The sequence below is a fragment of the Paenibacillus sp. FSL P2-0173 genome, from assembly GCF_038008045.1.
GTDB lineage: Bacteria > Bacillota > Bacilli > Paenibacillales > Paenibacillaceae > Paenibacillus > Paenibacillus polymyxa_B.
The window spans coordinates 920752-941675 of record NZ_JBBOYK010000002.1 but is presented as its reverse complement, the minus strand read 5'-3'; the positions used below and the strand labels follow the sequence as shown (position 1 = coordinate 941675).

21 protein-coding genes and 1 riboswitch are annotated in these 20924 nt (G+C 48.8%); of the genes, 16 read left to right on the top strand and 5 right to left on the bottom strand.

Annotation, left to right across the window (positions count from 1 at the left end; translation table 11 throughout):
• Nucleotides 1-203 precede the first annotated feature (203 nt).
• Nucleotides 204-518, top strand: coding sequence for a pyrimidine/purine nucleoside phosphorylase (gene ppnP, locus MKX30_RS14655; protein WP_023987633.1), 315 nt, complete (start codon nt 204-206; stop codon nt 516-518).
• 108 nt (nt 519-626) lie between these two features.
• Here the strand turns inward: ppnP and MKX30_RS14650 are convergent, their stop codons facing one another.
• On the bottom strand, nt 627-1526 hold the full coding sequence (locus MKX30_RS14650) for an NAD(P)-dependent oxidoreductase (protein ID WP_028543020.1): 900 nt from the start codon (nt 1524-1526) through the stop codon (nt 627-629).
• Nucleotides 1527-1777: 251 nt separating this feature from the next.
• Here MKX30_RS14650 and MKX30_RS14645 point away from each other — a divergent pair, with 251 nt between their 5' ends.
• The 3 genes from MKX30_RS14645 (at nt 1778) to MKX30_RS14635 (ending at nt 4501) form a co-directional block, all read left to right on the top strand.
• Complete coding sequence (locus MKX30_RS14645) at nt 1778-3133, top strand: glucose-6-phosphate isomerase (protein ID WP_013369975.1); 1356 nt, start codon at nt 1778-1780, stop codon at nt 3131-3133.
• A gap of 148 nt (nt 3134-3281) precedes the next feature.
• Complete coding sequence (locus tag MKX30_RS14640) at nt 3282-3914, top strand: YigZ family protein (protein ID WP_023987635.1); 633 nt, start codon at nt 3282-3284, stop codon at nt 3912-3914.
• Between the two features lie 5 nt (nt 3915-3919).
• The gene (locus tag MKX30_RS14635; protein WP_023987636.1) at nt 3920-4501 is read left to right on the top strand and encodes a TetR/AcrR family transcriptional regulator; all 582 of its coding nucleotides are present in this window, start codon (nt 3920-3922) and stop codon (nt 4499-4501) included.
• A 173-nt stretch (nt 4502-4674) separates the two neighbouring features.
• On the opposite strand, the gene MKX30_RS14630 is transcribed toward MKX30_RS14635, so the two are convergent.
• Complete coding sequence (locus MKX30_RS14630; protein ID WP_023987637.1) at nt 4675-5076, bottom strand: secondary thiamine-phosphate synthase enzyme YjbQ; 402 nt, start codon at nt 5074-5076, stop codon at nt 4675-4677.
• Nucleotides 5077-5295: 219 nt separating this feature from the next.
• Here MKX30_RS14630 and MKX30_RS14625 point away from each other — a divergent pair, with 219 nt between their 5' ends.
• Entirely contained in the window at nt 5296-6357 is a 1062-nt protein-coding gene (locus MKX30_RS14625) for a sulfate/molybdate ABC transporter ATP-binding protein (protein ID WP_023987638.1), read from the top strand.
• Between the two features lie 165 nt (nt 6358-6522).
• Nucleotides 6523-7293, top strand: coding sequence for an MBL fold metallo-hydrolase (locus MKX30_RS14620; RefSeq protein WP_341062938.1), 771 nt, complete (start codon nt 6523-6525; stop codon nt 7291-7293).
• Between the two features lie 15 nt (nt 7294-7308).
• On the opposite strand, the gene MKX30_RS14615 is transcribed toward MKX30_RS14620, so the two are convergent.
• The gene (locus MKX30_RS14615; protein ID WP_023987640.1) at nt 7309-8802 is read right to left on the bottom strand and encodes an aminotransferase-like domain-containing protein; all 1494 of its coding nucleotides are present in this window, start codon (nt 8800-8802) and stop codon (nt 7309-7311) included.
• 132 nt (nt 8803-8934) lie between these two features.
• Here MKX30_RS14615 and MKX30_RS14610 point away from each other — a divergent pair, with 132 nt between their 5' ends.
• On the top strand, nt 8935-9846 hold the full coding sequence (locus MKX30_RS14610; RefSeq protein WP_023987641.1) for a DMT family transporter: 912 nt from the start codon (nt 8935-8937) through the stop codon (nt 9844-9846).
• A gap of 138 nt (nt 9847-9984) precedes the next feature.
• Here the strand turns inward: MKX30_RS14610 and MKX30_RS14605 are convergent, their stop codons facing one another.
• Nucleotides 9985-10785, bottom strand: a complete 801-nt coding sequence (locus tag MKX30_RS14605) for a Cof-type HAD-IIB family hydrolase (RefSeq protein ID WP_023987642.1) — start codon at nt 10783-10785, stop codon at nt 9985-9987.
• 162 nt (nt 10786-10947) lie between these two features.
• Nucleotides 10948-11949 (bottom strand): lipoate--protein ligase, encoded by a 1002-nt coding sequence (locus tag MKX30_RS14600; protein ID WP_023987643.1) that lies wholly within the window; start codon nt 11947-11949, stop codon nt 10948-10950.
• Between the two features lie 159 nt (nt 11950-12108).
• Here MKX30_RS14600 and cobD point away from each other — a divergent pair, with 159 nt between their 5' ends.
• The 9 genes from cobD (at nt 12109) to cobS (ending at nt 20918) form a co-directional block, all read left to right on the top strand.
• Nucleotides 12109-13212, top strand: coding sequence for a threonine-phosphate decarboxylase CobD (cobD, locus tag MKX30_RS14595; protein WP_053324909.1), 1104 nt, complete (start codon nt 12109-12111; stop codon nt 13210-13212).
• Nucleotides 13202-14173 carry an adenosylcobinamide-phosphate synthase CbiB gene (cbiB, locus tag MKX30_RS14590; protein WP_209941358.1) on the top strand — a complete coding sequence of 324 codons (972 nt, stop codon included), beginning with the start codon at nt 13202-13204 and terminating at the stop codon, nt 14171-14173. The genes cobD and cbiB overlap by 11 nt, the downstream gene beginning before the upstream one ends.
• Before the next feature lie 38 nt (nt 14174-14211).
• A complete protein-coding gene (locus MKX30_RS14585) occupies nt 14212-14970 on the top strand; it encodes a histidine phosphatase family protein (protein WP_445671561.1) in 759 nt (252 codons plus the stop codon).
• Nucleotides 14971-15091: 121 nt separating this feature from the next.
• A riboswitch (cobalamin riboswitch) is annotated at nt 15092-15285 on the top strand.
• A 209-nt stretch (nt 15286-15494) separates the two neighbouring features.
• A complete protein-coding gene (locus MKX30_RS14580; RefSeq protein WP_338533386.1) occupies nt 15495-16502 on the top strand; it encodes an ABC transporter substrate-binding protein in 1008 nt (335 codons plus the stop codon).
• The gene (locus MKX30_RS14575) at nt 16499-17545 is read left to right on the top strand and encodes a FecCD family ABC transporter permease (protein WP_209941360.1); all 1047 of its coding nucleotides are present in this window, start codon (nt 16499-16501) and stop codon (nt 17543-17545) included. Before MKX30_RS14580 ends, MKX30_RS14575 begins: the two co-directional genes overlap by 4 nt.
• Nucleotides 17542-18375, top strand: coding sequence for an ABC transporter ATP-binding protein (locus MKX30_RS14570; RefSeq protein ID WP_053324912.1), 834 nt, complete (start codon nt 17542-17544; stop codon nt 18373-18375). The genes MKX30_RS14575 and MKX30_RS14570 overlap by 4 nt, the downstream gene beginning before the upstream one ends.
• 43 nt (nt 18376-18418) lie before the next feature.
• Complete coding sequence (gene cobT, locus MKX30_RS14565) at nt 18419-19489, top strand: nicotinate-nucleotide--dimethylbenzimidazole phosphoribosyltransferase (protein ID WP_076264351.1); 1071 nt, start codon at nt 18419-18421, stop codon at nt 19487-19489.
• Nucleotides 19486-20052 (top strand): bifunctional adenosylcobinamide kinase/adenosylcobinamide-phosphate guanylyltransferase, encoded by a 567-nt coding sequence (gene cobU / locus MKX30_RS14560; RefSeq protein WP_341062937.1) that lies wholly within the window; start codon nt 19486-19488, stop codon nt 20050-20052. Before cobT ends, cobU begins: the two co-directional genes overlap by 4 nt.
• The gene (cobS, locus tag MKX30_RS14555; RefSeq protein WP_341062936.1) at nt 20049-20918 is read left to right on the top strand and encodes an adenosylcobinamide-GDP ribazoletransferase; all 870 of its coding nucleotides are present in this window, start codon (nt 20049-20051) and stop codon (nt 20916-20918) included. The genes cobU and cobS overlap by 4 nt, the downstream gene beginning before the upstream one ends.
• The last annotated feature ends 6 nt before the right edge of the window (nt 20919-20924 follow it).

The window sequence follows — 20924 nt, the reverse complement described above, 5'->3', positions numbered from 1 at the left end:
TCTAAAACAGACAGTCGTAACCTGAGAAAGGCTTACGGCTGTTTGTTTCATACAGTTGATGTTTTGCAAAAAAATCACTATTGAATTCCAGTGTATAGCATACGGTGATACAGTGTGTATTTTCATACTGAAGCTGGAATCAAATCTATGTTATGATGCACAAATATTCATTCAACCATTGAGAGCAGATGAGGGGATAACGAATGACACAGTTTGATGGAGTAAGCGTAGTTAAAAAAGCAAACGTTTATTACGATGGTCAGGTTACAAGCCGTACAGTCATCCTGGGTGACGGCAGTAAGGTTACACTGGGTATTATGCTGCCAGGAACGTATGAGTTCGGCACGGATTCCCGTGAGATCATGGAGATTTTGGCAGGGGATTTGAGAGTGTTGCTTCCAGGTACTGAAGAATGGCTGGAAATACAAGGGGCGGCAACCTTTCACGTACCTGCAAAGTCATCATTTAAGCTGGAAGTACGAAGTGTAACTGATTATTGTTGTTCTTATCCCGAATAATAAGCCAAAACGGGTAAGCACACTCAGCTTTCAAGCCAAGTGTGCTTACCCTAAAGCTATGCCATATGTACACAAGCACAGCCGTATGGTTACAAAGAAAGGTACAGCTTATTCGAGAGGTTGACCACCAATGGTGCGGCCAATCCATGCTTCGTATGTCTTCACGACAGCGGATAGATCCTCGTCGCCGTAGCCTTGCGTTTGCCCGGCTTGAAACAGGCTTTTGGCAATGGATAACATAGGTGCAGGGATGGACAGGCTGTCTGTTAGTGAGGAAGCAAGCTTCAAGTCCTTAAGCATCAAGGCAAGTGAGAACTGGTTGCTAAAATCATGTTCAATGATTTTGCGCCCTTTCAGGTCAGCGGCCTTGCTGCCTGCCGATCCGAGTTGTACCAATTCAAGGAAGCTGTCTGCCGGGATACCGGATTTAGCCGCGATAGCAAAGCCTTCAGCCAGAGCGAGGTTATGAATACCAACCATCGTATTATGAGCGAGCTTGGCTACGGCTCCGCTGCCATTAGGTCCCATATGAAGTACCTTTTTGCCCAACGTATCAAAAACATCTGATTGTGCCGCAATGGCTTCTGCATCACCGCCAACCATGAACACGAGTGTGCCGTCTACAGCGGCGGGCTTACTGCCTGTTACGGGTGCATCAATGAAGGAACAGCCCAGCTTGTCCGCTTCGGCGGCTAGTTGTTTGACCAGCTCAGGTGAAATCGTGCTGTTGTCCATCACAGTCATGCCAGCCGTAAGACCGGCAAACACGCCGTCTTCGCCGTAATAGATGTCACGAATGGAGTGATCATCGCTGACCATGGTAATGACCAAGTGCTGACCTTCAGCTGCTTCACGAGGAGTTGAAGCTGTACGTGCGCCTTGCTCTGCCAGTGGTTCGCAGCGCGAAGCGGTACGATTATAAACTGTGACTCCGAATCCCTGCTTTAGCAGATTGGATGCCATCGGGGCGCCCATGGTGCCCAGTCCGATAAATCCGATGTTTTTCATTGCTAATCACCTTTCTTGTTGGAAGTTGCCGTCCGATGCAGATTGCGAGTTCGGCTTGAATTGAATATTGAAACAGGTTGATCTCAGTTAATTGTAGCATGGGCATGCTACCCTATCTACAAGAAGGGCTGTCAAGCACAGGATACACAGGTAACGCAAGCTTGTCAGGCCCAGCAAATTAAAGTATCCTATTCCTAAGTCCTTATGTTCGTATTCATGGTCTTAGTAATACCAAACAGGAGGTTCCAAACATGTCTAAAAAAGTTATTTTTGATTACACTAAAGCACTCTCCTTTGTAGGTCAGCACGAAATTGATTATTTTGCAGAGCCTATCAAGTTGGCTCATGAGCAACTGCACAACCAAACCGGTGTAGGTTCCGATTTCTTGGGTTGGATTGACCTGCCTACTAATTATGATAAAGAAGAGTTTGCGCGCATCCAAAAGGCTGCTGCTAAAATTCAAAGCGATTCCGAAGTACTGATCGTAATCGGTATCGGCGGTTCTTACCTTGGAGCACGTGCTGCGATCGAAATGCTGTCGCATTCTTTCTACAATGCGCTGCCTAAAGATCAACGCAAGGGTCCAGCTATCTATTTTGCAGGCAACAACATCAGCTCTACATATGTAAATCATCTGTTGGAACTGATTGAAGGAAAAGACTTCTCAGTGAACGTCATTTCTAAATCAGGTACGACAACAGAGCCAGCTATCGCATTCCGCGTATTCCGTGCAGCTCTGGAGAAAAAATACGGTAAAGAAGAAGCACGCAAGCGTATTTATGCAACGACGGATAAAGAACGTGGTGCTTTGAAAAAACTGGCTAACGAGGAAGGCTACGAATCCTTCATTATTCCTGATGATGTGGGTGGTCGTTATTCCGTGCTGACAGCAGTAGGCTTGTTGCCGATTGCTACTGCAGGCATTAACATCGAGGAAATGATGCAGGGGGCGGCAGACGCTTCCAAAGAGTACAGCAACCCGAATGTAGCTGAGAACGAGGCTTATCAATATGCAGCCGTTCGTAACGCTTTGTACCGCAAAGGTAAAGCAATTGAAATTCTCGTAAACTACGAGCCGTCTCTTCATTTTGTATCCGAGTGGTGGAAACAGTTGTACGGAGAAAGCGAAGGCAAGGATTACAAAGGCATTTATCCTGCTTCTGTTGATTTCTCGACAGACCTGCACTCCATGGGACAATTCATTCAGGAAGGCAGCCGCAACATTTTCGAAACGGTAATCCAAGTTGAAAATGTACCTAGTCACATCACCATCGAAGCAGATGAGGATGATCTGGACGGACTGAATTTCCTGGCAGGCAAAACTGTGGATTTTGTAAACAAAAAAGCATTCCAAGGTACATTGCTGGCTCACACAGACGGACAAGTACCGAACCTGATTGTAAATATTCCTGACTTGAGCCCTTACTCTTTCGGCTATCTTGCTTATTTCTTCGAAAAAGCTTGCGGCATCAGCGGCTACCTGTTGGGCGTAAATCCGTTCGATCAACCGGGCGTAGAAGCTTACAAGAAGAACATGTTTGCGCTGCTCGGCAAACCAGGCTTCGAAAAAGAAAAAGCTGAGCTTGAAGCGAGATTGTCTGAATAAGAGTGCTGTAATCTCTGATGCGAAACAGGATTTCGGTCAGAAGTGTTATAGTGTATAGCATCAATTAAAGTACAGGAAAGCAGTTCACCAGCTGCCAGAAGCGGGGGACTGCTTTCTTGTAAAATGAAGTAAGGAAGGTTATACGTGTATGTTGGAACAATACCGAACCGTACGCGGTGCCGGAAACAAGGAAATTGTGATCCGAAAATCCCGTTTTATCGGTCATATTCAGCCTGTTCAAACTGAGGAAGAAGCAACTGCTTTCATAGAACGTATCAAAAAAGAGCATTGGAACGCTACCCATAATTGTTCTGCTTACATGATTGGGGAAAGAGACGAAATCCAAAAGCAATCGGATGACGGAGAACCGAGTGGTACGGCTGGAAAGCCTATTTTGGAGGTGATCCGCAACCAGAAGCTGAAAAATGTCGCTATTGTTGTTACCCGTTACTTTGGTGGGATTTTGCTGGGAGCAGGCGGTCTGATTCGCGCATATTCAGATGGTGCTGTTGCAGCAATCGAGGCAGGGGATGCAATTACGCGTGTGCTGCATCGCGAAGTTTTTGTAGAATTGGATTATACCTGGTTGGGCAAAGTGGAAAATGAATTACGCAATCGCAGCATCCGCACTGGAGAAACAATGTTTACGGATAAAGTTACCTTAACCTGTCTGCCGCTGGCTGGTGATGCGGAATCCTTCAGCAACTGGATAACAGACTTGACGCAGGGGCAATCGCTTGTGTCGGAGGGAGAGCAGCTTTACTTTATTGAAGGGGAATAAATAATATGGCTAGAAGAGCAGTAGAACAGGAGTTGTCAAGAGGGCGGATTCTGGAAGCGGCCAGGCACTTGTTTATTACCAAGGGCTACCGTGCGATTTCAATGCGCAGCATTGGCCAGCATCTGGGTTACAGTCATGGTTCGTTATATTATCATTTTAAAGAGAAGGCTGAACTGTTCTATGCCATTGTGATTGAAGATTTTAATACATTGCGTGGGATTCTACTGCAAGCAGCAACAGGTACGTCTGATGATGGCTTGAGCAGACTGGAGTACTTGATGCTGGAATTTATCCGTTTTGGTTTGGAAAATCCATATCAGTACGAAATTATGTTTATGATGCACGATGAAGAACTATTTGCATACTGTCGCACAGAGCAAAACCGTTGTGTGGAACTATTTGCGTCTATGATCCGTCAAGAATTGAGTGGTCAGGGGCACTCGGAGGAAGATTGCTCAAGGGTACCGAAAAGCCTGTTTTTATCCATGCATGGCTTTGTATCCTTTTATATTCAGGACGGTTTAACATTTGAAGAAATTAGGCCCGCTGCTTTAGCACATGTAAAGCTGCTGTGCAGACACCTATGAGCGTACCTGCATTCACACGCTTCAGCCATGAACATGTAGGGCGCTTTTCTGGGTGTATGCACTTCATGACGGTAACTTATCATTACGGTACTTTGCGAAAGCGACTAAGGATTTAACAGACGATGATGCATCCAGTAGGAAAACATCATGGTCTGTTTTTTTTACCCGGTCCTTTAGCCCTCCATGATCTTTACATGGTATTGGCGTCTGCGTGGTCCGTCGAATTCACAAAAATAAAGTCCCTGCCATCGTCCGAGCAACAGCTTTCCATCATGGATGATGATTGTTTGTGAGGGGCCTGTCGTAATGGATTTTAAGTGGGACGCTGTATTTCCCTCCATATGGCGATATTGGGGATGCTCCCACGGATAAACTTCATCTAGTCTTAACATCACATCATGTTTGACATCTGGGTCTGCATTTTCATTAATGGCGATGCCGGCTGTCGTGTGTGGACAATAAACAAGTGCGGTTCCTTGTTGTACCCCGCTTTTTTCAATCAATGAAGCAACCTCTCGTGTAATATCGCGCATTTCATCTCGCCGTGTAGTGGATAATTCTAAAGTATGCAGCAATGACTCCATCTCCTTTCTTCTTAATACTTTACCCTTTTAATTCCTAATATAATATATAGTTGACGAAAATTACTTTCCTTTGATAAAGTATCACATAAGAAAAAACATAGTATATACATTGGAATAATTAAATGATTTCAAATGAGGTACGTGCTTTGCGGGAAGCAAGGCTGCTGCTGTTCCTGAACAGGTCCAGAAGCGGAAAGGAAGTGTACGGATATGCATGTGGAAGTAAGAGGATTAAACAAGCATTTCGGTAATTTTCATGCAGTAAAGGACGTATCTTTTGATATTCAGGCGGGCCATCTTATTGGCTTACTCGGTCCAAGTGGTGGGGGGAAAACTTCCATTCTTCGCATTTTGGCGGGTCTGGAGCAACCGGATGCGGGAGAAATTCATTTTCATGGAAAAAGGGTAAACGAGCTGTCCCCGCAGGAACGTGGAATCGGATTTGTATTTCAAAACTATGCTTTGTTCAAGCACATGAGCGTCTACGACAATATTGCCTTTGGCCTGAAAGTGAAAAAAAGCTCCAAAACCCGCATCAAGGAACGGGTCACAGAGTTGGTCGAACTAACGGGGCTCAAAGGTTTTGAGCATCGTTATCCGCATCAGTTGTCAGGTGGACAACGACAGCGGGTTGCTTTTGCGCGTGCTTTGGCACCAGAGCCTCAACTGTTGCTGCTGGATGAGCCTTTTGCGGCTATTGATGCCAAGATTCGTCAGGAGTTGCGCACCTGGCTGCGAGAGTTGATTGAGCGGGTGGGCATTACTTCAATTTTTGTCACCCATGATCAGGATGAGGCGATTGAAGTAGCGGATGAAATTATGGTGATTAATCAGGGACGACTGGAGCAGAAAGGAACGCCTTGGGATATTTATAAAAAACCGGGTACCCCGTTCGTGGCTTCCTTTATTGGGGAATCTACAGTGATTGAACAGGCAGGCAGTCTTAGAGGCTTCGAAGAAGCTGCTGGAGTGGGAACACGTGCCTTGATCCGTCCGGAGTATATTGATGTCGGGCCAAGCGAGGAATTTACGCTTCTGTCGGCGACCGAGGAAGGCATAGTGAAGCATTTGCATTTTCGTGGAAGTGAGTGGATGGTTGAAGTACAGGTCGGGGATCATCGTCTCATGACATACCGCTCACTGGAGAAGTCTACGCTGGAACCTGGTCAGCAGGTGCGAGTGTTGGTGCATCGAGCCTATCTCTATAATGACCAGTCCAGCTGGATGGTGGAAAACCGCCTGAAGGAAGATCCAATGCCTATCATCATCTAAAAATAAATACGATCATGCATGAGGGGATGTCTAGCCGGATTTCACGGCTTTGGGCATGCTCCTTTTGGCGTTGGACGCTGGAAGGATTTACGCAGATGATTTACGTAGAATCGGTCTGTTCGTTATAATAGTAGTAAAAAGACCCATATAGATAGGAGTTAAACCATGAATCGGCTTATTTTTCTTGGCACGGGGGATGCAATGGGGGTTCCGCGTGTATATTGTGATTGTCTCGTATGCACAGAAGCTCGCACGACAGGGGCGAATGTAAGATTGAGATCGTCTGTGCTGATCGAAAGCGAGACGGAGGACTTTATGATTGATTGTGGCCCGGACTGGCGCAGACAGCTAGAATTGCGCGGTCTGCGTTTTATCCCTACGATCCTTGTGACACATGCACATTTTGACCATATTGGAGGATTACCAGAATGGGCAGATGCCTGTCGCTGGACTGGGAACAGAGGTCGCTTGTACGCGCCACAGGAAGTGATTGACACGATCTTGCGTCAATTTTCCTGGCTCTCTGGAAACTTGGATCTTATTCCAGTAGACCAGGGAGCCCAACTTGGCGGATGGAATATCCGGGGATGGCGTGTGAATCACGGGAAGAACGGATATGCCTACGCTTATCGTCTGGAAAAGGACGGCTTCTCGTGGACTTACTGTTCGGATTCGATTGGCTTGAATGAGGCGGAAATTCTGCCCTTGCACAATCTGAATTTGCTCGTCCTGGGAACGAGTTTTTATCATGAGGAGGCCGAGTATGCCACCCGTTCCGTATATGACATGCTGGAGGCTCAGGAGCTTATAGGAAGGCTTAAGCCTGAAAGCACGGTATTTACACATATGTCCCATGATGTGGATGTCACACGCAACTATGGGCTTCTGGAAGGGATTAGCTTGGCACACACCGGCATGAGTTTGCCGTTAGAATAAAGGTGCCCTTTACCTTTACATCGTTCGACTGATACGTAGAAGTGTGGAGATTCCTTCTTTGATTTGTAGCTCGTTGGCGTATGAATAAGACAGCCGTATATGCGTTTTACCCTCTGCGCCGATGGGATCAAACACATTGCCGGTGACAAAGGATACGGACTCTTGTATACCTTTGGCAAGTAATTCATTAGGTTTCAACGTAGAAGGCAGCTGGAGCCACAGGTTGAGTCCCCCTGCCGGGCTGGTCCACGTCCAACCGGAGTCGCGGAGACTGTCTTCCATCGTTTCCTTACGAATCTGGAGCGCGATACATAGCTTTTTAATATGCTGCTGCATACGTGGAGATTGAAAGTATTCTAAAAACAGCTTTTGATTCAGCAGTGGCGATCCATTGTCCACTAACGCTTTGACGTTCAGCAGGCTGTTCATGAGCTGTGGTCGGCAGGTCACGGCTGCGATTCGTAGACCGGGTGCGACATATTTACTGTAACTTCGAATGTAGACGACGCTTCCCGAAACATCATAGGCGAAAATCGGAGAAGGGGGCTTTTGCCCAAAGCTAATGTCATAGGTGCTGTCATCCTCAACAATAAGGCAGCCATAGCGCTCGGCTAGTTCAGGCAGTCGTTTGCGCTGCTCATCGGGGACCGTAAAGCCCGTCGGGTTGTGGAATGTTGGATTCATATAAAAGAGGCGTGGTTTTTCCGTTTTCATGCACCACTCAATCTGGTCCATATCATAACCTTCTGGTCGAATATCAGTCATAGTCAGACGTGCGCCTAGTCTACGGAATATTTCCATAGCGGGGCCATAGGCAGGGCGTTCGATCAATACACGGTCTCCTGTACGGAGCAGAGATCGGGCAATTAAATCAATGGCTTGCTGTGCTCCAGAGGTAATCAGCACTTCATCCGGTGATAAAGCAAAATGCTTATCCACGCTAAAATGCTGCGCCATGGCCTCCCGAAGCTCGGCATCGCCCTGTACAGCGGAATAGGTGGCCGCTACTTTTGGATGCTTTTCAAATACCTGCATCATCAGCTCTCCCCAAAATCGGTTGGGCAGGAGAGAGGGGTCAATCAGCGCTTTGGAAAACTGGAAATTCGCATTTACCGATTGAACGCGGCTAAGTCCATCCATTCCTCTCCAGGCTGAAACTGACGGATCATCTGCCGCATGGGCAGATTCGGAGTGAATCGTGAGGTCAATGGACGAATGTCCCGAGTAGCCAGCATATTTTGCATGCCCAGTCGCTTGGGAAGCATGAACGTAATATCCTGATTTGTCTTTTACATAGACCAGTCCCCGTTGCTTCAACTCCTGATATGCCCGGAAAACAGTTAGCCGATGTACACCCAGCTCCTGAGCCAAGCTTCGTACGGACGGCAGCTTCATGTCTGTTTGCCAATCCCCGCGATCAATCCGCACAGTTACATAATGGATAACCTGCTCATACAGCTTTAAGGCATGATCGGCTGGAAAGAGTAGTTCGCTGTTGTTCTTACCCATGCTGTCCACGCTCCTTTCTGTGTATTGTACTATATAGCACTTTAAAAACGTATACAACTGTTCTGTAGTTATACATCTGTTCTGTTCGTCCCCCTGTATGCTTAAAAGCAACTGAAGGGAGAGGGACGTATCATGATAGGTATCGCGTTTACAGTAATGTGTATTATTTTTGGCACAACGTTTTTGGCCATAAAAGTGGGAGTGGAAGCCGGACTTCCACCATTCCTATCGGCAGGTGTACGTTTTTTCGCGGCAGGGGCGATATTGTTCATTGCTATGAAGCTAACCGGAAAAGTACGATGGTCGTTATTATGGCGTAAGGAAATGTTGCTGATTGGAGCAGGAACGACCTTCGGTACATTTTCAGCCTTGTATTGGGCAGAGCAATATGTCAGCTCGGGGATCGGAGCTATTTTGTCAGCTACCGGGCCGATGATGATCGTCATTTTGCAATCTGTACTGCTACGGCAAAAAACGTCACGGATTACGGTCGTTGGCTGCATGATCAGCTTTCTTGGTGTGGTACTGGTTGTGCTGCCCGGATTGGCGGTTCAGATCAGTGGTCTGTGGCTGGCGGGATGCCTTGTCATTTTGCTGGGGGAGCTGTGTTATTCCGGGGGAGCTCTTTATTCCAAGCGAGTGATGGATGTATTTCGTGAAACGAACCCAATTGCCCTGAATGCGGCGCAAATGATCCATGGGGGATGGATGCTGCTGTTACTGTCTGCGATCACGGAACCGTGGAGTTCTGAGGGGTGGCAGTACCTTCCTGCCATGGGGTCTTTACTTTATCTGATCCTGTTTGGTTCAATGATTGCACATACACTGTTCTACTGGCTCATGGAGCGTACAAATCCCCTGTTTCCGACGACGTGGCTGTATATATCACCGCCGATTGCGGTGGGCTTGGGAGCGTTGTTGTATGGAGAGCATGTAAGCTGGTGGATGCTGGCTGGGGTGCTGCTCATTGTGACCGGACTAATCCTTATGAACAATGGAATTATCCGTCTGGTGAACAGGCGCAAGGTACGTTCTGCTGCCTGATATTTTATAGCGGTCAGGTTATTATATGATCTGACAGAAAAGGCCTCCAAACTGTCGTATGTTACTGATCATGCGACGTTTGGAGGCTTTGTTGTTGTATTACTTTATTTAAGTATTATGGGAGCAGGCACTTTTTGCTTATTCAACATTGAGTACGAATTTGTCGATGGCGTGCTTAACACCGTCTTCGTTATTGCTACGAGTGATGTAATCAGCCAGCTTTTTCAAATCAGGAATGGCATTCTCCATCGCTATGCCGAGACCAGCGCATTCAAGCATTTCATGGTCGTTCCAAGAGTCACCGATAGCAATCGTTTCCGACAGTTCACAGCCAAAATGGTTTGCAAGGAAGGTAAGCGCATGGCCCTTGGTGCCTTCATGATGCATAATTTCCAGAAAATGAGGCTTGGATTTTGTAATGTGAACTTCATTGCCAAGCAGTTCGCGAAGTTCAGGAATTAATTCATCCAACACTTCCGGCTCGTCGATGATCAGCAGTTTAGGAGCCGGCTGCTCTATAACTTTACTGAATACAGGCTCTACAAAATATTCCGTGTTGTTCAGTTCTGTGTAATCTTTGATTTTCTGATTATCTTCACGTGTGTACAATTTGTCATCTATATACGTTTGCAGATGCAGATTGCGTTCTACGCAGAATTCATACAGGCGACGTGCAGCCACGAGTGGAACATAACGCTCATACAGCACGTTTTCGTCCAGCAGGTTTTTAACCAAAGCTCCTTGGTACGTAATGATTGGCACGTTCAAACCAGTTTGTCGAGCAATTTTGTGTGCGGAGGCATAAGCTCGTCCAGTAGCGAGGGTAACCACCACACCTTTCGCTACAGCAGCTTCTAATGCCTGTTGTGTCGCCGGTGTAACTTCCTTCTGGTCGTTAATGAGTGTATCATCAATATCAATGGCAATTAATTTATACATATCGGTATTCTCTCCTTTATCTCTATCATGGGGCAATGTTAAAATTGTATCTTATAATATTCAAAATGACAATATCGCAATGAAAAGGGGACGGCCCCTATAAGAGCCTGTCCCCTTATAACCACTGAAGTATTGGCTTGAAACGATGGGAAAAAGTAACGGTTAGTCTTCCAAAAATACAAGTCCAACAAAATCGTCCAGCTCGATATTACCAAAATAGTGCTTCAAATCGAGAGAGGATAAGGCTTGACGTACCTCACCTTCATCATAGCGCTTGCCACGCAGGATATTTTCAATATCAGCAACGTCACCCACGCCGAAGAAATCCCCATAGATTTTAATATCACGGATATAGCCTTCCTTAAGATCCATGCGGATATCAATAATGCCGACCGGAAATTTACGTGTGTGCTTGATATTGCTCTCGGGGGACAGACCGTAGTTCCAATCCCACGATTGGTAGCGTTCTTTGGATATTTCATGGATTTTGGCCCAATCGGTATCGGTGAGCTTATATTGAGGTACCTGATCCAATTCTGCACCGAATATGAAACGCAGCAGTTCCTCGCGAAATTGCTCTATGGTCATCTCACGGTCCATCAGTTCGCTGATGTTAGCCACGCGACTGCGGACGGATTTAGTGCTTTTGGATTTGAATTTTTCGGGATTGGCATGCAACGATGCAGCCACATTGTCCAGATTCAGGTTAAACATCAATGTACCGTGGCTGAACATCCGTCCGCGTGTGGCAAATTGGGCGTTTCCTGAAATTTTACGTTCTCCGACCTGCAGATCGTTGCGGCCTGTCATTTCAGCTTCTACTCCCATTTGGCGCAGGGCATCAATAACAGGTTGCGTAAATTTGAGGAAATTATGAAAGGACTCCCCGTTATCCTTGGTAATAAAGCTGAAATTTAAATTACCGAGGTCATGATATACAGCACCGCCGCCGGACAGGCGACGAACGACTTGAATATTGTTATCTCTGACAAACTCGGCATTGATTTCTTCAATGGTATTTTGATGCTTGCCTATAATAATAGAAGGCTGATTAATGTAAAACAGCAAATAGCTGTCGTCCAGCGGTAGATGCTTGAGCGCGTATTCCTCAATGGCAAGATTAATGGCTGGATCGTGTATCCCCTGGTTGTCGATGAACAGCATGTCCATTCCTCCGTATATAAACTGTGTAATTTATGTGTGCCTCCTTCTATTGTAACCCAAGTGAGCCATGTACAAAAGCTCATTTGCATTGACGGGACGCAAAAAGCAGCCTCATAATGGAGCTAAATGATTGGGAACGGCCGGAAAGGATGAGAGGTAATGATAGAGGTTTACGGTCATGGCGGTGACAGGGAAACAGCTGCGGCGACATTCGGCGGGGCTGCTGCTGATTTTGTAGATTTTAGTGCAAATATTAATCCGCTTGGTCCACCGCCGGAGGTGCTTGAGGCGCTGCAACACTCATTTGACACTGTGATTCGCTATCCAGACCCTGGGCATCGGAATTTTAAAAATATGCTAGCACGGCGACTGCATGTTCCACCGGAGTCGTTAAGTATCGGAAACGGAGCGGCTGAAAGTATGGCGCTCCTGCTATTGGGACTGGCTCCTAAGCGTGTGGGTACAGTGGAGCCGTGTTTTTCAGAATATGCGGAGCTGGCTGGCAAATTCGGAGCTGAGGTCAACCGGGTGTACGGGAAGGCCTCGCTTCAATGGAAGGCGGACGTGGAGGACATCCTTCAGCTCATGGAGCAGGTAGATGTTTTGTTTCTTGGGCAGCCGAATAATCCAAACGGTGTGCAATATGGTAAGCAGGAGCTGTGCGAACTGGCAGAAGCGGCTGGCAAAACGGGTACCGTGCTGGTGGTGGATGAAGCATTCATTGATTTTATCCCGCTGGAACGGCGAATCTCACTACTGCCTGTGCTGGATCGTTATCCTCATGTGATTTTGATCCGGTCAATGACCAAATTTTATGCCATTCCTGGCTTGCGATTGGGCTATGCGATTGCTCATCCAGACTATATCCGGCGAATGACGGCCAAACAGGTGACCTGGAGTGTGAATGGATTGGCGTTGCTGGCTGGGGAAGCGTGTTTGAGAAGTGGGCAAGCATATGAGCACCAAACACAGGAGCTGATTGCTACGGAGCGCAACCGCCTGTTGACCGCCTTGGCGGAATGGGGCTGCGGTGTTGTTCCCGGCGAAGCCAATTACGTGCTGGCAAGGGCGCCGGGTACGTGGAGCGCATCGGCGATTCAGCAGGCGCTTGGACAACGCGGAATTCTTATACGTAGCTGTGCTATGTATCCGGGACTGACGACGAGCCATTTTCGAATTGCGGTCAAGGATGCAGAAGCCAACGACAGGCTGCTGTCTGTATTGGGTGAAGTGCTGGAGGAGGAGCAGCGGCGTGACAGTTAGCTTGATTATCCTGGCAGCCTATCTTTTGGACAGGCTGATCGGTGACCCGAGGTGGTTGCCACATCCAGTCATCGGTATGGGACATGCCATTTCAGCATTGGAAAAAGCGATTCGCCGCCAGGCCCGAAGTGACCGGGGGTTGAAACGTGCGGGTATACTGCTTCCACTCATTGTGGCGGGAGGCTCCTTTACGCTCGCCTGGGCGCTATTGCACTTGCTTGCCTGGATTCATCCGTGGTTGTCTGTCGGCGTAGAAATGGTGCTGATTGCGACCACGATTGCTTCCAAAGGACTAAAGGACGCAGGAATGGCAGTATACCGAGCGTTGCAGGCGGATGACCTGGCTGCGGCACGGCGGGAGCTGGGCATGATAGTTGGGCGGGATACGCAACAGCTTGATGAGCCTGAGATTGTACGCGGTACCGTCGAAACGGTCGCTGAAAATATCGTGGACGCGATTATTTCCCCGCTTTTTTATGCCTTGATCGGGGGAGCACCCTTGGCGCTGGCTTATCGTGCTGTGAATACGCTCGATTCCATGGTTGGCTACAAAAATGAAAAGTATCTGCATTTAGGCTGGGCTTCAGCACGTCTGGATGATGTCGCTAACTACATTCCGGCACGCCTGACAGCGGCAATGCTTGTGGTAGCGGCGTGGATGTACAAGCGAGATGCTGCAAGAAGCTGGCGCACAGTCAAGCGAGACGCTCGTCTGCACCCAAGCCCGAACAGTGGCTTCCCGGAATCGGCTGTTGCCGGTGCACTGGGGATTCGTCTTGGAGGCTATAATGTGTATCATGGCGTGCGCTCCTTTCGTGCATACATGGGCGATTGGATACGACCGCTAGAGTCGAAAGATATACGGCATACGATCCAGCTGATGTTCGCCGTGTCCAGTATGTTTGTAGGATTGTGTTTGTTAGGAGCCGCAGGTTGTTTTGCCTTGGGATGGGTGCGGTGAGGAGTGACACACTGAATAATGATCGAGCAGGAAGTGACATGATCTTGAAACAAGATATAGCAGCAAAAAGGACAGTAGAATACTCACAAAGTCCGAACTCACAGGAGGATAAGGTGCCGTATGATGCTAAAGAAGATCTGCATTGGGACATGGAACTTGTGTTAGTTCGTCACGGCACAACCTTATGGAACAAGGAACGTCGATATCTGGGACACTCCGACTTAGGTTTGCTACCGGGAGCAGAGCAGGAATTAAAGCCTTTGCAAGAAAAATTACAAGGGCAGTCCTTTGCTCGAATCTATTGCAGCGATTTAATGCGATGTCGCCAGACCTTGCAGATCATTGTGCCGGAATCAGAATTGACGTCTGGAGGTTCCCTATCTACTATGTCTCCTATGATGGAACCACGTCTGCGAGAGCTTCATTTTGGTGAGTGGGATGGAAAAACGTATGACATGCTCAAGGATGTGTCGTTGTATCGCGCTTGGATTGATGAGCCGCAACGGATAACCCCTCCTGGAGGAGAGTCTTGGGCAGATTTTGTGAATCGTCTACGGAAATTTCTTGACTCTCTGTATGAATGGCGTGTTGCTATGGAAGTTCAACCCATGGATTTGACTGCTGCGCCACCCTCTGTTTTGGTCGTTACGCATGGTGGCGTAATTCGTCAGTTAGCTTGCATGCTGATACCGGGCCATGATTTTTGGAGTTTGAATCCGAAGCCGGGAGAAGCATTTAGGATTCAATTGAGGCTGGCAGGACGGCACAATTACATAGCAGAAATGCTTCCTCATTAGGTTAGACACCTGCGGATAAAGAGGCTGTTTGGGTTGTAAGCCGCCTCTTTTTAACCTATAATCATCAAGTAAAAGAACGGCTTGACTACCACTTATCAAATATCCAGCAGACGAGGTCGGCGCAGTGTGATGAAACTATGGTTTCCCTTGCCTGCGCTGTTAAAAGGGAAGTCGGTGTAAGTCCGGCGCGGTCCCGCCACTGTAAATGGAAACATGCCCGTTAGTCCTGCTTTATGTGCTACTAAGCATATGAAGGAATTTCAGGACATGTATCTTACCATAAGTCAGGATACCTGCCCGTCCGCCTGTCACCATAATCCTTCGAGGAAAGGATGACGTGTTCGCAGTGACTGTCCGTGCGGAAAGAAGCTGCCGCCTGCGCACGATCTGCGCTAACGTGACCCCTGTGTCCTGATATAAGGATGCGGGGTTTTTTTTGATAGGAAAAGAAGGCTGGATTTAGAAGATATCTGATGATGCTCAAGTAACGCTCTTAACGATTTTTTTATGAAGGGGTGCAAATCATGGCAGGAAAAAAAATAAAGGTTTGGACAACAGGTCTATTGGTTCTGATTTTGGCAGTTGTGCTGAGTGCATGTGGCACTAATGGAAAAAATGCTGAAAATAAAGAGAATCAGACTTCTTCACAGCAGCCAGGAAAGACCGTAACTGCACAAGAGCCTCCGGGCAAAACAGTTTACCCACTCACGGTTAAGGATACAACAGGACAGGAATTTACATTCAAAAAAGCGCCGGATAAAATCGTTTCCGTCTCCCCGGCAGAAACCGAGGCGCTGTTCGCCATCGGGCTGGATAAGGAAATTGTTGGCGTCTCCGACTACTCTGATTACCCGGAAGCAGCTACGAAAAAGCCTAAAGTGGGCGGTATTATGAAACCGAACGAAGAGGCGATCATTGCTGCGAACCCGGAAGTCGTTTTTGCAGGGATATCACTTAGTGAACAGGCTACGACCAAGCTGCGCGACATGGGAATTATGATTTTTAAAACGGAACCGAAGACAGTTGAAGATGTCATGGCTAACATCGAATTGTATGGAAAAATCACCGATCATCAGAAAGAAGCAAGAGCGGTGACCGACAAGATGAGAGCAGATGTAGCGGAAGTGAAAGAAGGAATTAAAAATATCGGTAAAGGGCAGAAGCTGCGGGTATACGTCGAGTTCTCACCAGGCTGGACAGTTGGTAAAGGCGAGTTTATGGACGAGCTGATTACGTTGGCGGGCGGCGAAAATGTAGGCGCCACGCAGAAGGGGTGGTACCAAATTAGTGAGGAAAATATTATTGCTGCGAACCCTGACGTGATTTTGTACAGCAAAAGTGTCAAGGACGACAAAACTGGTCAAACGCTCGGCGAAATTATTAAAGCTCGCAGTGGATGGGATCAAATATCGGCTGTTCGCCACAACCGGGTGTTTGCCGTGGATGATAATTTGATCAGTCGTCCGGGTCCACGTGTAACGGAAGGTCTCAAGGAAGTGGCCAAGGGCGTGTATCCTGAAATTTTCAAATGAACCGTAAACTGATCGGCTTTGGAGGAACAGGTCTTGTCCTGCTGTTACTGACGCTATTGCTCTGTCTTGGCATCGGCTCGGCCAAGCTTCCGGTCAGCCAGATCACGGGCATTCTGGTTAACCACCTTCCATGGTTAGGCGATACGTTTACACCGGATTGGAATACATCCTCAGAGCAGATTATTTTGAAGGTCAGATTGCCACGAGTGTTACTGGGAATGTTGGTAGGAGCAGCGCTGGCGCTGGCGGGAGCCGGATTTCAGGGTGTGCTGCGTAATCCTTTGGCTGATCCGTATACACTGGGGGTATCCTCGGGGGCTTCGGTAGGAGCGGCAGTACTGATTTATTGGGGCCTTCAATTTTCATTTGTTGGCATATGGACGCTGCCGCTAGTGGCATTTACGACCGGAATGCTGACGCTGTGGATGGTGCTGACGTTGGCACGGGAAGGTGGAAAAATTCCGACACAAAGTCTCATTTTGTCGGGTGTGGTGATGCAATCCTTTCTGGGGGCGGTTGTTTCCTTTCTGACAGCCATGTCGAAGGAGACGGTCAATGAAATATTGTACTGGACGATGGGAAGTCTTAGCCTGCGCGGTTGGTCATATACAGGAATCCTTTTACCTTATGTGGTCATAGGACTGGTATTTCTATGGAACCGGGCACGTGTGCTGAATATTTTGGCTTTGGGTGAACGTCAGGCGGCTCACATGGGAGTTCATGTAGATGCGACGAAGCTATCTGTTCTGATCATTTCCACGCTGCTGACAGCAGCCGCTGTCTCGGTATGTGGAGTGATTGGCTTTGTGGGACTCGTTGTACCGCATATCATTCGTCTGGTGACAGGGCCTGATTACCGGATGATTGTTCCATTATCTGCGCTCGGTGGAGCTATTTTTATGGCTTGGGCAGATACGGCGGCTCGCACGTTGTTAGCCCCCACGGAAATTCCTCTGGGCGTGATGACGGCCTTTGTTGGGGCACCGTTCTTCGCATATCTCCTGTACCGGAACAAGAAGCTGCGCAGGGGGGAAATGCTGTGACAGAACAAAGTGAATCACAGAAGGTACGTGATCGGGCGTTAGAGGTAGCGGGTCTAACACGTGCCTATGGAGAGTTCCATGCGTTAAAGAATATAAGCTGGAGCGTCGACGAAGGAACTTGGTGGGGGATTATTGGTCCGAACGGCAGTGGAAAATCCACCTTGCTGCATTTGCTTTCCGGTGTAGATCAGCCAACTTCGGGAAACGTTCATATCTATGGCAAAAAGGTCGGTAGCTACAGCAGAAAAGAGCTTTCCCGACTCATAGCCGTACTCCAACAGGAAGGGCTTCCTCCAGTGGGATACACCGTCAGGGAAGTCGTAGAAATGGGACGTTTTCCTCATCAGGACTGGCTAGGCAGGGAAAAGGGTGTTGATGTGGAGGCGATCACGGATCGCGTGCTAGAGCGATTGGGTCTTACCACGCTGGCGGACAGAGCATTGGACCGCTTGAGTGGGGGACAGCGACAGCGTGTAGCTTTGGCAAAAGTAATGGTGCAGGAGCCACGAATATTGCTGCTGGACGAGCCTACGACCTATCTGGACTTGCGCTATCAGCTTGAATTTATGGAACTGCTGGCAGATTGGCGCCAAGAAACGGGTGTGACGATTATTGCGGTCTTGCATGATCTTAACTTGACAGCCCAATTTTGCGAAGATTTGCTTGTACTCAAGGATGGAATGGTTGAAGGATTGGGAGCTTCATCGAAGTTATTAACCGAGGATCGGATTCGACGAGTATACGGTGTTGAGCCTGTGATGCTTCCGCATCCCGATAGCGGTGTGCCGCAGCTCTTGCTGCGCAGGAGTGCTTCGGATACAGCAGATTAAATAAACGATGAAACACACTTAAAAAGAGCAGGGAGTGGAAGTTATGAACAACAAGCTGCGTCAGCTGATCGATAGCATTGCCCAGCCGGATGGGGTGGCGGCCTCGGCAGCTTCAGCTCATTTGGACCAATTAACAAAGCCACCGGGAAGTCTTGGAAAGTTGGAAAGTGTGGCCATTCAGCTAGCAGGAATTACAGGAGTGGATAAGCCTGAATTTGATCGTAAAACGGTTATGGTCATGGCTGCGGATCACGGGGTGTGTGAAGAGGGAGTCAGTGCCTTTCCGGCTGAGGTTACACAACAAATGCTGTATAACATGCTGTCAGGTGGCGCGGCAATTAATGTGCTGGCACGCCATGCGGGCGCAGATGTCAAGGTGGTAGATGTTGGCGTGAATGCGGATGTCGCTCACGCGAATCTGGTGGACCGTAAGGTACGCATGGGTACTTCGAATATAGCTAAAGGGCCAGCGATGCTGCGTACAGAAGCGGAACAGGCGGTTTTGGCCGGAGCAGAAGCCGTAGCAGAAGCGGTCAAAGGTGGCACACGGCTATTCGTTACCGGAGAGCTGGGCATCGGGAATACGACAGCCAGCGCTGCGGTCGTATGTGCTCTCACCGGACTGGAGCCGGAAGTTATCGTAGGCCGGGGGACGGGTGTAGATATGGCTGGGCTTACCCGTAAAATATCGGTTGTCTGCCGCGCATTGGACGTGAACCAGCCAGATGCAAATGATGCGTTCGACGTACTCACTAAGGTCGGCGGTCTAGAGATTGCCGCCTTGGCAGGAGTCATCCTCGGGGCAGCCGCACATCGCTGTCCAGTTGTGTTGGACGGCTTTATTTCAGGCGCAGCCGCCCTCGCAGCGCGTGCACTTGCGCCTGCTAGCGCTGCGTACATGCTCGCTTCGCACGCCTCGGACGAGCGCGGGCACGCGGCGGTGCTCCGCCAGCTCAAGCTGGAGCCCATGCTTCATTTGGACATGCGGCTCGGGGAGGGCACAGGCGGTGCGCTTAGCTTGCACCTGATTGATGCGGCGTGCCGCATTATGCGCGAAATGGCGACCTTTGCCGATGCAGGCGTATCGGACGGTCAGGGAGCCGCGCAGCGATGAAAGCGCTCGTGACCGGCGGGGCACGCAGCGGGAAAAGCGGCTTTGCCGAGCGATTATGCATGTCGCGCGCGCCTGGCGCCTGCTACATTGCAACGGCGCATGCCTATGACATGGAGATGAAGGAGCGCATCGCCCTTCATCGGGTCCAGCGCGAGTCTGCCGGATACGACTGGCAGACGCTGGAGGAAGCGCAGGCGCTGCCGGAGCTGCTGCGACGGCTTGGCGGCGATCAAGCGTCGCAGCCATCACCCGCGCCTACGGTGCTAGTCGACTGCCTGACCCTGTGGCTGTCGAACGTGCTGCTGGCCGCAGGCGAGGACGGCGAAGCTGCGTCCAGAGCTGCCATTAATGAACTGGCGGCAGCTGTGGAGCAGTATCCGGGGCAGCTCGTCATCGTGACCAACGAGGTTGGTGACGGTATTGTGCCCGAATATCCGCTTGGTCGGCTGTATCGGGATTTGAGTGGGGTTATGAATCAGCGGATTGCCCGTCTTTGTGATGAAGTATTTTTGGTGACGGCGGGCATTCCCGTAGAACTCAAACAGTTGGAATATAAGCTATGAGCCGCGAACGTCAGGCTGTTGCTGCGGCTTTTCAATTTTTAACGCGTCTTCCGGTGAAGGCGGAATTGGATTTTTCCCCGGATTTGCTTAAACGCAGTGCAAGTTATTATCCGCTGGTCGGAGTGGTTATTGGCATCATTGTCTTGGGCTTTGCGGCGCTTACTTCTATGGTGTTGCCGCCGTTGCCGTGTGCGATTCTTACGCTTGTTGTCTGGGTTTGGTTGACGGGCGGATTGCATTTGGACGGGTGGATGGATGCGGCTGATGCCTTGTTCAGCTACCGATCCCGTGAGCGGATGCTGGAGATTATGAAGGATAGCCGTGTAGGAGCAATGGGCGTTATTGCTTGTGTGTTGCTACTCATGCTCAAGGCTTCTTTGCTGTATACAGTGTTGGTTGAACGGAATGTGTCTGGCTTACTGCTGCTTCCGATGGTTTGGAGCCGCTGGTTTATGGTACATGCAATGAAGCGCTGGCCTAAAGCCCGTAATGATGATGGGCTGGCTGCGCGTTTTGCTGATATGAGTGGTGGCCGCGTAGGGTTAGCCGTATTCTGGGCTGTATTAGTGACCTTGAGTGCTGCCGTAGGACAATATCTTCTGGCAGGTTTGGCTACAGCAACAAGGGATACTGGGAATCTGTCGTTGGCAGGATCAACCATACAGACGTTCCTTTCATATTCTGAGAGCCTTCCAATCTCGATAGGCTTTGTGTTAATTCCGGTCTTGGCTTACGGTGTTGGAACCTTCACGGCAAACCGTATTAACCGCCGCTTGGGTGGACTTACGGGAGATATATACGGAACTTTAAACGAATTGCTGGAGACTGTTTTATTGTTGTTTATTGTAATTTTGTACGGGTTGTGACCAGAT

Coding starts and splice junctions, on each gene's coding strand:
- ppnP (WP_023987633.1), top strand. CDS start 204: ATGACACAGTTTGATGGAGTAAGCGTAGTTAAAAAAGCAAACGTTTAT.
- MKX30_RS14650 (WP_028543020.1), bottom strand. CDS start 1,526: ATGAAAAACATCGGATTTATCGGACTGGGCACCATGGGCGCCCCGATG.
- MKX30_RS14645 (WP_013369975.1), top strand. CDS start 1,778: ATGTCTAAAAAAGTTATTTTTGATTACACTAAAGCACTCTCCTTTGTA.
- MKX30_RS14640 (WP_023987635.1), top strand. CDS start 3,282: ATGTTGGAACAATACCGAACCGTACGCGGTGCCGGAAACAAGGAAATT.
- MKX30_RS14635 (WP_023987636.1), top strand. CDS start 3,920: ATGGCTAGAAGAGCAGTAGAACAGGAGTTGTCAAGAGGGCGGATTCTG.
- MKX30_RS14625 (WP_023987638.1), top strand. CDS start 5,296: ATGCATGTGGAAGTAAGAGGATTAAACAAGCATTTCGGTAATTTTCAT.
- MKX30_RS14620 (WP_341062938.1), top strand. CDS start 6,523: ATGAATCGGCTTATTTTTCTTGGCACGGGGGATGCAATGGGGGTTCCG.
- MKX30_RS14615 (WP_023987640.1), bottom strand. CDS start 8,802: ATGGGTAAGAACAACAGCGAACTACTCTTTCCAGCCGATCATGCCTTA.
- MKX30_RS14610 (WP_023987641.1), top strand. CDS start 8,935: ATGATAGGTATCGCGTTTACAGTAATGTGTATTATTTTTGGCACAACG.
- MKX30_RS14605 (WP_023987642.1), bottom strand. CDS start 10,785: ATGTATAAATTAATTGCCATTGATATTGATGATACACTCATTAACGAC.
- MKX30_RS14600 (WP_023987643.1), bottom strand. CDS start 11,949: ATGCTGTTCATCGACAACCAGGGGATACACGATCCAGCCATTAATCTT.
- cobD (WP_053324909.1), top strand. CDS start 12,109: ATGATAGAGGTTTACGGTCATGGCGGTGACAGGGAAACAGCTGCGGCG.
- MKX30_RS14585 (WP_445671561.1), top strand. CDS start 14,212: ATGATCTTGAAACAAGATATAGCAGCAAAAAGGACAGTAGAATACTCA.
- MKX30_RS14580 (WP_338533386.1), top strand. CDS start 15,495: ATGGCAGGAAAAAAAATAAAGGTTTGGACAACAGGTCTATTGGTTCTG.
- MKX30_RS14575 (WP_209941360.1), top strand. CDS start 16,499: ATGAACCGTAAACTGATCGGCTTTGGAGGAACAGGTCTTGTCCTGCTG.
- cobT (WP_076264351.1), top strand. CDS start 18,419: ATGAACAACAAGCTGCGTCAGCTGATCGATAGCATTGCCCAGCCGGAT.
- cobU (WP_341062937.1), top strand. CDS start 19,486: ATGAAAGCGCTCGTGACCGGCGGGGCACGCAGCGGGAAAAGCGGCTTT.
- cobS (WP_341062936.1), top strand. CDS start 20,049: ATGAGCCGCGAACGTCAGGCTGTTGCTGCGGCTTTTCAATTTTTAACG.